Origin of the sequence: Pandoraea pneumonica, assembly GCF_049918595.1 — a bacterium.
Taxonomy (GTDB): Bacteria; Pseudomonadota; Gammaproteobacteria; order Burkholderiales; family Burkholderiaceae; genus Pandoraea; species Pandoraea pneumonica_A.
Genome location: NZ_JBNCRZ010000006.1, coordinates 48,096 through 61,630 on the forward strand (window position 1 = coordinate 48,096; position 13,535 = coordinate 61,630).

The window sequence follows — 13,535 nt, forward strand, 5'->3', positions numbered from 1 at the left end:
GTCAGCCTCGCTGGTTGTAGTTGTTCAGGGTGTAGCCGCGATCGCGGTAAAAGCGGTAACGCTCACGCGCACCGCCCAAGTCCTCGGGGGCATCGCCCACGATCTCCACCACACGTTCGAAACGCGCAAAGTGCGTGGGCACCACGTTCGCCAGATTGAGCAGCACCTGATGGTGTTGCGCCGCTTCGTCCGGCGTAGCCAGCACCACCGGCGTCTTGGCGGCCACGTCGTCGCCGGTGAAGCAATGCGGCACGAACTCCAGCGGCGAGAACGTCCACAGCGTCTGATCGAAGGCGCGCAGCACCTCCGGCTCGCCAACGACGACGAGCGTCTGCCCGGCCAGGTAGACCTTGCGCGCGAACCGGCACGCGTATTCGAGCCGGTTCGCGACGTGGGTATGAAAATCGACGCGGGTCACCGGGCCTCGCGATCGATCAGGAACTGCGTGAGCAACGGCACCGGACGACCGGTCGCACCCTTCGCCGCGCCGCTCTTCCATGCCGTACCGGCGATGTCCAAGTGCGCCCATTCATACTTTTCAGTGAAGCGCGCGAGGAAGCACGCCGCCGTCACGCTACCGGCCGGACGCCCGCCGATGTTCGCCATATCGGCGAAGTTCGACTTGAGCTGCTCCTGATACTCGTCTTCGACCGGCAGACGCCAGGCGGTGTCGCCCGTCGTGCGGCCCGCGGCCACGAGTTCGTCGGCGAGCGCGTCGCTCTTCGAGAACAGCCCCGAATTCACATGACCCAGTGCGATGATGCACGCGCCCGTGAGCGTCGCCACGTCGATCACGGCAGCGGGCTTGAAGCGCTCGGCATACGTCAGCGCGTCACACAGAATCAGACGGCCTTCCGCGTCGGTATTGAGCACTTCGATGGTCTGACCCGACATACTCGTCACCACGTCGCCCGGCTTGGTCGCTTGACCGCTGGGCATATTCTCCGTGGCCGGCACGATGGCGATCACGTTGAGCTTGAGGCCCATCTCGGCGACCGCGCGAATCGTGCCCAGCACCGAACCGGCGCCGCACATGTCGTACTTCATCTCGTCCATGCCCTCGCCCGGCTTGAGCGAGATGCCGCCCGTGTCGAAGGTCACGCCCTTGCCCACCAGCACGATCGGGGCCTGCTTGGCAGGGCCGCCGTCATACTTGAGCACGATGAACTGCGGCGGTTGCACCGAACCGCGCGCCACCGACAGGAACGACCCCATCTTGAGCGCCTCGATCTGCTTCGGCCCGAGAATCTCGGCCTTGAGCTTGAACTCGCGTGCCAGCTTGCGGGCCGTGTCCGCCAGATACGTCGGCGTGCACACGTTGCCCGGCAGGTTGCCCAGGTCTTTGGTGAGCATCATGCCGTTGGCAATCGCGTCGCCGCGCTTGGCCGCCAGCTTGGCGGCCTTGAGGTCTTCCGGGGCGACTGCGAACACGATCTTGCGCAGCGCCACGTTGGCCGGCTCGACCTTGCTCTTCATCTGGGTGAAACGGTAGGTGGCGTCGCGCAGCGCGAGCACCGAGGCGCGCACGGCCCAGGCGGCGTCCTGCTTGGCGACCTTGGCCTGCGGCAGCGTCCAGAGCGCGTCGGTGGCACGCGAGGCCAGCACAGCACGCACGGCGGCGCGCGTGGCGTCATTGAAACCCTTTTGTGAGAGCTGGTCTTCGCGGCCCAGGCCGACGAACAGCACGCGTGCGGGGCTCCAGCCTGCGACTTCGTGCAGCATCAGGGTGCTGCCGAGCTTGCCGTCGAGTTCGCCGCGTTTGACCATGCGGGCGAGCAGACCCTTGCTGGCGGCGTCGAGCGCCTTGGCGAGGCCCGCGAGCGGCTGTTGCTCGAATACGCCGACCACCAGGCATTCCGTCTTCGCATTGGCGAGATCGGCTAGGCCGGTCTTGGTCGAATCGAAGGCTTTTGTGCTAAAGTCCATCGCGCTTTCCTCGGGTAAAATTCGTACGAGCCGCAATTATCCGCTTTTTTCCGCGCTCGCCCAACCGCGAGAGCTCCCCAATCTTCATCACATGATTTTTCAGCGTTCCCTACAGCGCGAGCTGAACTACACCGCTGGGGCCGTCTTCATGGTGCTGATCACCGTCATGCTCACCACCATGATGATCCGCATCCTGGGCTTCGCCGCGTCGGGGAAGGCCGATCCGCGCGATGTTCTCGTGCTCATCGGTCTGGCCGTGGTCGGCTACCTCGCGGTCATTCTGATCGTCACCCTGTTCGTCTCGATCCTGTTCGTGCTGACCCGCTGGTACCGCGACTCCGAAATGGTCGTGTGGTTTGCCTCCGGTCTGTCGATCACGGACTTCATCAAGCCGGTGCTGCGCTTCGCCGCGCCGTATCTGGCCGTCATCACGTTCTGCGCGCTGGTCGCGTGGCCGTGGGCGAACCTTCAGATCTCTGCCCTCGAAGCCCGCTTCGCTCAGCGCGACGACGTCTCGATGATCGCGCCCGGTCAGTTCCGCGAGAGCGCCGCCAATCATCGCGTGTTCTTCGTCGAGACCGTCTCTCCCGATGCCACCAAGGTGCGCAACGTGTTCGTCTCGGGCACCGAGAACGGCAAGGTCAACGTCGTGGTCTCGAAAGAGGGTCACATCGAGACGGCCAAGGACGGCAATCGCTATATCGTGTTGGAAAACGGCCGCCGCTACGACGGCGTACCGGGACAGCCCGATTACCGCGTGATGGAGTTCGAGCGCTACGGCGTGAAGATCGATAACCCGGCACCGACCGACGTCGACAACACCCCGACCAAGGGCGTGCCGACGGCGCGCTTGTTCCGCGAAATCGCCAACCCGATCTTCCGGGGCGAAATCGTCTGGCGTATCGGCCTGCCGCTGCTCGCGCTCTCGCTCGTGCTGCTCGCTGTGCCGTTGGCCTACCAGAACCCGCGCCATGGCCGCACCATCAACCTCGTGATGGCCGTGTTGATCTATCTGGGCTACACCAACCTGCTGAGTCTGTCGCAAGCCTATGTCGCGCAGGAACGCCTGCCGCTGGCCATCGGCGTGTGGCTGCTGCATGCACTCGCGCTCGTCATCATCGTGTTGCTTTACGTGCGCCGCGTGCGCTTCCGCGGGCTATTCGGTCGCCGTCGCAACCCGGGCAAAAGCGAGTTGAATGCGGGAGGGACTCGCTGATGCGCGTCTACGAGAAATACTTTGCCCGCCAGATCTACCTGGCGTTCCTGTTCGTCTTGCTGGCGTTTGTCGGTCTGTTCGTCTTCTTCGACCTGGTGAGCGAACTGGGCGACGTGGGCCGTGGCGGCTACCGCTTCCAGCATGCACTGGCCTATGTGTTGCTGTTCGCGCCGCAGCGCATGTACGAAATCATTCCGGTCGCCACGTTGATTGCCGCGATTTATGTCTGCGCGCAGTTGGCCGGTAATTCAGAATTCACGATTTTCCGCGTCTCGGGTCTCTCGACCGGGCAAGCGCTGCGCTCGCTGCTCAAGATCGGCCTGCCGGTCGTGCTGGTGACGTTCGCTATCGGCGAGTTCATCGCCCCGGGTGCGGAACAACTGGCCCAGAAGATTCGTCTGGAAGCGTTGGGCAGTTCCGTCTCGGCGGGCTTCCGCTCGGGTGTTTGGGTCAAGGACACGGTCGATCAGGACGGCGGACGCGTCACGCGCTTCATCAACGTGGGCACGCTCAATCCGGACAACACGATTGCCGACGTTCGCATCTACGAGTTCGACTCGGCGCTGCGGCTCGACAGCGTACGTCTGGCCAAGCTCGGCCAGTTTCAGGCACCGAACTTCTGGCAGTTGACCGACGTGTCCGAAACCGTCTTCACGGCCACCGACGATGCCACGGCGGGTAAAGATCCGCTGCGCGCACTCGTGCAGAGCAAGCAAGTGCACATCGACAAGGTACAGATGAAGTCGGAATTGACGCCGCAGATTCTGTCCGTGCTGATGGTCTCGCCGGACAACATGGCGATCGGCAGCTTGTACAAGTACATCGGCCACTTGAAGGAAAACCAGCAGAACACCGACCGCTACAACCTCGCGCTCTGGCAAAAGCTGCTGTATCCGTTTGCCGTGTTCGTGATGATGGCGCTGGCACTGCCGTTCGCGTACCTGCACGCGCGCGCCGGTGCGATCGGTCTGAAGGTGTTCGGCGGCATCATGCTCGGTATGAGCTTCCAGTTGCTCAACAATCTGTTCTCGCATCTGGGGCTGCTCAACACCTGGCCGGCGTGGTTCACGGCCGCATTGCCATCGCTGCTGTATCTGGTGCTCGCCATCGGGGCGTTGCGCTGGGTCGACAAACACTGAGCGCGTAGCCATGAGCGGCAAACCGGGTCTCATCCTGTTCGCCCATGGCTCGCGCGATCCGCGCTGGGCGGAGCCGTTCGAGCGGCTGCATGGCAAACTCCGGGCGCAACGCCCGGACGCCGACGTCCGCCTCGCCTTCCTCGAGTTGATGACACCGTCGCTCGACGACGCCGTCACCGAGCTCGTCACACTGGGCAGCCTCGATATCACGCTCGTCCCGGTGTTTCTCGGCCAAGGCGGGCATCTGCGCCGCGACCTTCCCCTGCTCGCCGACGCCTGCCGGCAAAAGCACCCCAATCTCACCCTCCGAGTGAGCACTGCCGTCGGCGAAAACGACGGTGTGTTGCAAGCGCTCGCCACCTACTGCGCCGACGAACTCGACCGTCGCTAGTCTTCACCGCAAAGTGCTTTCACAGGCACGGCGCGCGGTGACTTCCCAATGTCCGGGCGCGAGCCAAAATCTGAAATTCACAACGCGTACGCCGAACGAGCATAGCGCTCGATGAAGGTACACGCCTCTCTTCGCCCGGCCGTCCTGCCTGGCAGGCGAGTGCCTTTCACTTCGGAGCATCGTACATGCAGGCCCTCGCGCCCCCGTTGCCGAATAGCATCGCCCCGCTTCCCACGCCAATCGCTCACGTCGCCCCACAAGACTCCTTCGCAGAACAACGCGTCTCCGCCTATGACGCCCTGTTTGACGTCGCTCCTCACCTCACGCCCGCCCTCGACTTCACCGTGCGCGTCGCGGAGTTGGGATTGTCGAGCGAACAGATCTCGCAATTGATCGATGAGGCGCTGATCGATATCGTCTTCGTGCAAGAGGCGCACCCCGACATTGCCGCGCATATTCTCGACCACGTCGCCACGGCTTTGCAGCAGCGCCGGCCGTTCGAGACAGTACATGAAGTCTGCGCACGTGCGTTATCGGAGACATCGCTGCGCGACCTGCGACGCTCAATTGCGCGCCAGCGTGTGCGCTCGACGCCCGGCGAAGTGCACGTCTGGCGCACTCACATCGCACATTGGCTTGGCGGGTTGCGCATGCTGCTCGAGCAGGCGCGCTGGGCCGGATCCGGACATGCGGTGCGTGACGCAACGACGCTGGCCCAACCAAGGTTTGATCTGGCGAATTCGCGTGCGATACGGGTTCGCCGCGATGCGATGACCACGAGTGCGCGCGACACCTCCCCACCGGCAGCCTCGTCACCTCCCCCCACGTCGCCAGACCGCACCATCGGTAAAGTCTCACCCGCACTTGCCTTCGAGCAATCGGTGCGCAGCTTCGTCGAGACAGTGCGCAACCGGACCGACTCGCACGAAGCCGCCCTCGGCCGCCTCCATCCCCTTCTGAATCTCAAGACGATTATCGAGAGCCAGCTACAGGGCATGCTCGCTGGTGGCACCATCGGCAACCAACAGCCCCCCTCACTCGACAACGTCCGTCTGTACGCGTTCGACACCTTCGGCTTCGCGCGCAACCCCGGTCAATACGATCTCGATCACGTCGAACGCAGACGCCCCCACCCCGGCGTCCCGATCCTTGATGCCGCCATGCAGATCGTAAGCGGGCGCCTACCGATCACGACGGCCCACACGTCCGCCACACTGGAATACTCGCCTGCCGCGTACGGCGTCTATCACGGTCAGCTCCAAAGCGATCACACCTATCACGCCAACGATCAAGTGCCGGGACTCTCCATCACGCAGTTGCTCGAAGCGATCGACGCGTGGCGATGGCTGGGCGACGGCAGCGCGTTACCCGATACCGGGCGCCGGTTGCTAGCCTCGCTCGACGCACCGCAACGAGCGCTGGCGCGCGCCGACCTCCGGCTGTCGTATCAGGCAGGCGACATCACGGCAGAAGCCGCAGTGCTCGGCGAGCTCGTTCTGACACAGCCTGACGCAGCGCGCCGCATGGCAAGCGGCGGCGAATACCGGCGCGTCACCGCCTACACGCTCCATGCGGGCAGTGACAATGCCACCGTTGCGGGGATATTTGCCGTGTCGGAATATCCCGATGACGGCACCACTCTGCTGTACCTCGCGGGCGACTTGCAGCCGTGGCGGGAATACGAAAGTCCTGACGCGTTGCGAGCAGCGCTGCGCACGTTATCGCAGGCGGATCTGTCCGAGGCTGTGCTTGCCCGCCTACCGGTTCGCATGGAAGCCGTAACAGCCGCGGCAACAACGCCGTTACGGCTCGTCCCCACCCCCAACGACCCGCTACGACTCGCGGGTGAAGCATCGCTAGCCACGCTGCGAGACGACATGCGCTTCGACGTGGAGAAGGCCATCGCACCGGCGCGTAGCGCGCGTTATGCGGCGTGGCTCGCAGGAGCGTCACCGAATCTTCGATACCGCGCATTGCAGTCCCGTGCGCGTGCGAACACGCACCCTGCGCCGGGAAAACACAGGCCCGATCCCGTTGTGTTGTTGCCGGAGAACATCGCGGATTCCATCGAGGCGATGCTCGACGTGCGCATGCGTCTCTCGCTCGCGCTGCCCGACGAGCGACGTCTGGCGCGCGAATTGGTGCAGGACACGATGGTCGATATCGGTGCAGGCCCGCTCAATCCGGACCACATACGGCTGGAGATCCGTGCGTCGGCGCCGTCCGCACCGAATGCACCGAATGCACCGTCGAACACGTCAATGCCTGTCGTCTCGATGAGTCTTGTCGATGCGACGCTCGGCAAGATCGACGGCACGCTGCCCAAACTGGAACCGGGGCAAGTGATGGCGCTTACCCGCATCGACGATTCGTCCAGCCGCGATGCAATGCAAACCGAGCCGTTGCCGGATGCCACCGCATTGATGGAGCGCGTGTCGGTGCCCACGTTTCGCGACCGCCTGCAAACCGACCTGGCGGGTTTCACACGCTCGAGCGCGTCGGCGGTGCGTCACGACATCCGCACGACTTTTATTCTAGATGCGATAGCCGGGGGTGCCGATGGCAATCTCGACGACGACCTTGTCGCACTGGCGCGCGCCGTTGCCGACGGTGCGCAATGGGGCGACGGGCTGGCACCGCCTGCCAGAACCCCGAGACACTTCGATCGTGAATGGCTGTGCATCGATGGATACGATTCCACCACGATGCTGATCACTGACCGCGCGAGTCAGAAACTGCTGATGTTCGCGCCACTCGGCAAGGGCACGAGTGTGCGCGGGTTTGCCCATCGGGACGACCTGCAACGTTGGCTCGGCGAGCAGGCAGGCGAAAGCACGACACGCATGGAAATCGTCGCCATGTTCCGTCCGGGGATACACGCAACGATCAACGAGTTTCTGATAGAACACGCGCCTCGTCCGGCCTCGTCTGAGGGCACCTCGCCGGCGCATGCACTGCTCGATGCCGCAGGCGCACCGGTCGTCGGCGACACCTTTGAAGCCGTCGGCAGGCGTCTGACCGACTACGCAGTGTCGACGATGCCATCGGACGCCTCGTTCGATCCGGATGCCGCGCGCGAATCCATCTTTCAACTTGCGCTGAGCTTGCGTTATTTCGATCTGGCCTTCGGCGCCGCGACTTGGGCATCTCCGTTGTTCAAGCCGCTGTCGTTTTCCATCAGCGTGGCAGACGCCGGACTGGGGACGGTCATGCTGTTGGGCGATGGCAACTGGCGCCGGGAGGGCTTGAAGTCAATTGCGACGGCGATCGGCACGCAAGGCCTTGCCGCCTCGAAATTCACCGTTCTGGGCCGCGTCCCCGGTGGTGAACGTTTTCGCTATTTCACCGACGGTGCCATGGACGGCGAAGACGGCGTCATCGAAGGGCTGTATTTCGCCTCCGGCCGCTTTGTCGCAAAGATCGACGAATTCACCTTTGCCAACGTCGTTTTCGACGCCGAAGCCGGGGAGTTCCGTCTCGTCAACACAGACACCGGGGCACTCGGCCCGCATATCAAGCTGGGGCGCAAGGGCGTGTGGCGTTGCGTGCCGAAGCCCGAACCGGGAGACCCGACGAGCCTCACCGATCCGCACGTGCTGTACGACATAGAAAACGCTTACGGCGAGCGTTTGCAGGAGGTCAACAATGACATCGATCACGCGCAGCGTCAGGTGTTTCGCAATGCTAAGCAAGAAGCCATGTTCCGCGCCGATGCCGCACGCGGCAGGGGTCCGACCACGCCCTCGGCTTTTCACAAACTGCGCTTCATCGCGCCTGAAGTCACCGACCATGCAGCGTTGGGTTCCATCGCTGGCGAGATCGAATCTGCGATGGACGCCGAAGCCTCGCTCGAGCGCATTGGCAACATCGTGAACGAAGCGCCATCGCTGGGGGCCGTCGTGACCACCGTGCCCGCCATCGCGGGTATCGAGAGCCGCGAGATAGAAGGCGGGCTGGTACGCGCCATGGCTGTGGCCATACGCGATAGCCAAGAGGGCACGCTGCTCGCACGGCATGCGGAGTACGCGATGGCCCCCGCGTCATCGGCCACACGGACGTATCTCACGGCGTTGCGGCAGTTGGGCACCAGCGAGGCCGCTGGCGACACCATCGAACTTGGCGGCGACACGGCGCTTTCCCACGGCATCGACAGCCTGCGCTCGGCACTCGACGGCAAGGCCACCACACCGATTACGTATCAGTTGAACACCCCGCGACACACGATGCTGTTCGGGCGCCGGGTGTCTGAAATGGGCAACCCCGAGTACTTCTTCTTCGACCCTGCCGTGGCCAGCATCGTGCATACCGACAAGCAGGTGCTGCTCGAACTCGTCACGCGCCATCTGAAATTCATGCGTCCCACATATGGCTCGTTCGAAATTCCCGGTAGCCCGGCCGTAGTACTTCGCCGGATCAAGGTCAACGAGCTCGCGCAATCGCCCGTGTCCTATCGATCCGTCAAAGACCTGAGCCGCCCACCGTTGCTCTCCCGCTGAGATTTGCCACGCTGGACTCCCCCATTTTGGACAAGCGATATGCAAGGCGTAACGAACTATCCGACCACCCTGCCCCAACTGCCTCAGCCGCCTCAGTTGCCACCCCGCGCGCAAACGGAAGCCCACACGCCCGCCGCCGCGCAACGCCTAGCGCTCGACGTGTCGGCGGCACCTGTCTTGCATGTGCCGCGCGTGAGCCCCGCCTCGGACGCAACGCCTCACACCGAGGCGCTGGCATCGCTGTTTGAAACGCTAGACCAGCGTTTGACGCAGGATTCGGTCGAGCCAACCGACACGCTCCGACAGCGCAACCTGATCGCGCGAGGGTTCGACTTCCTCATCGACGCGCTCGATCGCTTTCGCTGGGCGGGCTCGGGGCACAGAGCGGCGTTGGCGAGCGGCATACCGCCACTGCCCGATCCCACGCCTGCGCCATTGCCCAGAATGCACCTTGGGCGCAATGGCGCGTTGGACTATGTCGTGGCATGGCTGTACTTCTTCTCCGCCGTCAATGCACCGACACGCGCCGCGATCCGTCATACAAGCCCCGACTCGCCTTCGAATCGCTCGGTAGACGAGATGACCGCATGGGCACTCACGACGGCCAGCGTGCCTGTCGATATGGCGCCAATGACGACGACGCCAACATTGCAGGAATCTGCACATCTGAGCCGTCTACGGGTGCGACGCCATGCCGACACGCCGGACATCGAGAATGAAATCGCCGGTTTGCTGAACCCAGCGGTGCTCGATCGCGAAATACAAGTCTTCTACGCCGCGCTGAGCAAACGCGTGCATGCGTTCGATGACGCACGGACTTACACCGAACGCGTCATCGATCTGAAACCCGCCCTGTGTGCCGAGTTCGAACGACGCATTCAGGCAGCCACGCCGCCCCACGACGCGCCGCCGCCACGCATCGAAGACATTGCGCTCACACAGTTCAACATCTTCGGATACATGCCATCGGCCCCGAGTTACGACGACACGTATCTCGAACGCTGGCGTCCCCGCTTGAGCATTCCCATTGCAGACGCAGCGATAAAGGTCCTTGCGGGCCGCTTGCAAATCGCTGAGCCCGCACGCCCCCGACATGACGCTACCACCGGTTCTGTGCGCCCTGACTACGGCGTACATGCCGGCACACTGGATCGAAATCACCACTATCGCGCGCAGGATCAGGTGCCGGGCCTGTCGGCCGCCGACTTTCTCGATGTCGTCGGACAGTGGCAATGGCTGACGGCCGACGACGCCGATGCCCCGCAGGCGGACGCGTTCGTTCAGGCACTCGATCCTTTCGAGCGCAAGTTGGCGCACGACGATCTTCAGTTGTCGTATATGGCGGGGCACATCTCGGCAGATGCCGTGGTCCTTGGCGAAATCATCCTGCATCTCCCCAGCGCGTTGGCACGGCGCGAGAGCGATGGCCAGCAGGCTGGTGTGACGGCCTATCGGATTCTTGTGACCATTGCCGGGTCGCACGAGCCGATATCGCCGGCCGGCATGTTCTTCGTCGGCTCCCAACCGGCATACGGCTACGGGTTGCTGTACATCGCCGGCGATCCGCACCCGTGGCGCGAATACGAGGATCGCGATGCGCTCATGCGAGATTTGACGTGGTCATCCGGCAACGGGCTTCACGACCTGTTAAAGGCACGTCTGCCTCGCGACACCGCAAGGCACATCATCACCACCGTTCAACTGACCCCGACACCGAACGACCCATTAGCTGGCGCCCGCCATGCGTCCCTGTCGGTCGTACGCCACGACATGCGCACCGATTTCGACGCCGCAACCGCATCCGGCCAGATCGACCAATACATCAGTTGGTTCGCGGGCGCCGCCCCGCAACGCCGCTCAGACGCGTTGCGCGCAGCAGACGCCGCAAGCGTGCCGGGTATACAAGCCTCGTCGCATCGCTCACCGGCGCTCGATCTGCCCGAGAACATCGCTCGCACCTTTCAGTCTCTGCTCGATATGCGGGCGCAGATCTCAACGCAGATGCCAACGCAGCGTCGCATCGCGAGAAGTTTGGCAAACGAGGTGCTCACTGAACTGGGCGCAAAGGATATCGACGCCAACGACGTTCGCCTGACGCTTGTCGCACCGCCTTCGAGCCCGGCCGACGCCATCGTCCCAGCGTCGAACGTCTCGTATGCGCTGCCGGAGGCTGTGCTCAAGCAGATCGACGGCGCGCTTCGCACGTCGCCTAACCAGACGGTAGCGCTCAGTTTGGCATCGCCGGGCGGCGACGCGTCGGCGGTGTCGTTGCCGCAGGCCGAGCGATTGATCGGCAACCTGTCCGCCGCGCGGTTTCGCGTCAGTTTCGACCGTGAGCTCCGAGACTTTGTATCCACGCACCGAAACGTGCTTCGCAAGACGGTGGCATCGACCTTTGCGTTGCAAGCCGTCGCGATGCAAACACACAACACGCTCGGTAGCGGGCACATCTCACTCGCCAAATCGATTGCCATGCGCGCCGGGTTCGACGATCTCGCCGCCGTGCTTCCAGGGGAAGACAACAGACCGTTTGAACACTCGTGGCTGAGCGTCGAGGGCATCACGTCGTTGATGATGGTCCTCACCGACCGCGATAGCGGCATCGTCCTGCTTTACTCGCCCACGTCGCCGGATGCCGTACTTCGCGGCTTCAAAGACCGAAGTGCGCTCGATGCCTGGCTCGCGGCCCAAGTGCGCGACCCCGCCGCACGCGCGCAAATTGTCGACGCGTTTCCCGCCAGTGCCCATGAACGCGTCAGCGCGAAGCTCACGGCCTGCGCGGCGCAGGTGTCACCCACAACGTGTCCGTTCGATGCCAATGGCAAGCGGCTCGAAGGCGACGTCTTTACCAACGTCCTGGACACCTTCTTAGAACATGGCATCGAGATCGATGGTGCCGACGATCCGGCCCGCGGTTTCGGTATCGGTGTGCTGCTCACCACAGCGCACGCGATCCGCTGGCTCGACGTCGGGATGGGAATCGGTTCATGGTTCGGCGAATCACTTAGCCCGGCATCCATGATTGTGAGCGCTGCGGACGGCGCCTTCGGCCTCTCGTTGATCGTCGCCGGCCGCGGCGACATGCGCACCGAAGGATGGTATTCGCTAGCGACTGCCGTAGGCGCGAGCGGTGTCTCGGCGGCACGCTGTTTGACGTTCAAAGACGCGCTCCTCACCGACGGCTATGCCTATGTATTCGAGGGTGACATCGACGACAACGATCCGCTCGTCGACGGTCTGTATTACGTTGGCGGGCAGTTTGTGGCGCAATTCGGCGAAGACGCTGCGTCGTCGACCTACGCAGGACTCATGCTGGAGGCCGACACCGGCGAGTTCCGGTTGATCAATCACGATCTGTCGTCGATGGGCGGTTACGTGCGCCTCGGTCGCGACGGCACATGGCGCCTCACCCGCAATCCGCCTCCGGGTATGGCACCGGCCGTTAGCCGGCCGCACGTCGCCTATGCGGTCGAGCGTGCTTACGGGCAACGGTTGAGTGCCACGATGAACGCGGGCACCTCGGCCGAGCGGCAACTCTTTCGCGCCGCCAAGCGACAAGCGTATGAACGAAGCATGCTTGGGCAAGCACAACGCCTGCCGTCCATGACGCAAAAGATTCGCTTTCTCGACCCGCGAATCACCGACTTCGAGGCGCTGGGCACGCTCGCGGGCGAAGTCGAGAGTGCACAGGCAGCGGAAGCCGCCGCCGAAGACATTGCCAATCTGGCAGCAGAAGCGGCTGCGGCAGGCGCCACCGTCAGGACCGTGCCTCACATGAGTGGCACCGCCGGCGGGCCATTCGACAGCGGCCTTGTCAGACTCATGGCGATCGCGTCCCGCGATGGACACGACGGCGCATTGCTCGACGAGCTAGCGAGACTGGCGCAAACGCCCGATGCATCAGCCACAGCCACCTATATCGCTCGTGTGCGGGCATTGGGCCGCAACGAGGCAGCACGCGAATCGTTCAGATTTCGCGGCGACGCGCCGAACAGCGTCAGGATCAGCGACCTTCGCAGCATCTTTCGGGGCAAGGCGTCCACGCCGAGCACGTTCGAGATCACCACGAGAGACCATGGCATGTTGCTTGGGCGCAGGCTGACTAGCAGCCGGGACGTCGAGTACTTCTTTTTCGATCCAGCCAGCAGCATCGTCGTCGATCGCAACAAGCGCGTCATCGTCGAGCGCGCCGTACGCCATCTGAGCAGCGCCCGCGCCGCGTATTCCCCCTACTCAATTGCCGGACAACCGGCCGTCATGGTCCGCGAGGTCGACGTCGCCCGGCTAGCCGAAAGCGCGGCCGGCACCGTGCGCGCGGGCGATCTCGTCCCGCATGTTCGCTAACTGCGCCATGCGCGCCTCGACAA

General features: G+C 63.6%; 7 protein-coding genes. 5 read left to right on the forward strand and 2 right to left on the reverse strand.

Translation table 11 applies throughout. From position 1 onward, the window contains the following. Window position 1: 1 nt before the first annotated feature. Both ACPWR9_RS22070 and ACPWR9_RS22075 read right to left on the reverse strand, forming a co-directional pair. A complete protein-coding gene (locus ACPWR9_RS22070; protein ID WP_426300735.1) occupies window positions 2-418 on the reverse strand; it encodes a DNA polymerase III subunit chi in 417 nt (138 codons plus the stop codon). Then, complete coding sequence (locus tag ACPWR9_RS22075) at window positions 415-1,926, reverse strand: leucyl aminopeptidase (protein WP_426300737.1); 1,512 nt, start codon at window positions 1,924-1,926, stop codon at window positions 415-417. Before ACPWR9_RS22075 ends, ACPWR9_RS22070 begins: the two co-directional genes overlap by 4 nt. Window positions 1,927-2,017: 91 nt before the next feature. On the opposite strand from ACPWR9_RS22075, the gene lptF reads away from it, so the two are divergent. From lptF to ACPWR9_RS22100, 5 genes are all read left to right on the forward strand, one after another. Beyond that, window positions 2,018-3,142 (forward strand): LPS export ABC transporter permease LptF, encoded by a 1,125-nt coding sequence (gene lptF / locus ACPWR9_RS22080; protein WP_426300739.1) that lies wholly within the window; start codon window positions 2,018-2,020, stop codon window positions 3,140-3,142. Continuing rightward, window positions 3,142-4,281, forward strand: coding sequence for an LPS export ABC transporter permease LptG (lptG, locus tag ACPWR9_RS22085; RefSeq protein ID WP_426300741.1), 1,140 nt, complete (start codon window positions 3,142-3,144; stop codon window positions 4,279-4,281). Before lptF ends, lptG begins: the two co-directional genes overlap by 1 nt. A 10-nt stretch (window positions 4,282-4,291) precedes the next feature. Beyond that, entirely contained in the window at window positions 4,292-4,672 is a 381-nt protein-coding gene (locus tag ACPWR9_RS22090; protein WP_426300743.1) for a sirohydrochlorin chelatase, read from the forward strand. Between the two features lie 185 nt (window positions 4,673-4,857). Further along, window positions 4,858-9,168: a dermonecrotic toxin domain-containing protein gene (locus ACPWR9_RS22095; protein ID WP_426300745.1), complete on the forward strand. Its 4,311-nt coding sequence runs from the start codon at window positions 4,858-4,860 to the stop codon at window positions 9,166-9,168. A 39-nt stretch (window positions 9,169-9,207) separates the two neighbouring features. Next, window positions 9,208-13,512 carry a dermonecrotic toxin domain-containing protein gene (locus ACPWR9_RS22100; RefSeq protein WP_426300747.1) on the forward strand — a complete coding sequence of 1,435 codons (4,305 nt, stop codon included), beginning with the start codon at window positions 9,208-9,210 and terminating at the stop codon, window positions 13,510-13,512. The last annotated feature ends 23 nt before the right edge of the window (window positions 13,513-13,535 follow it).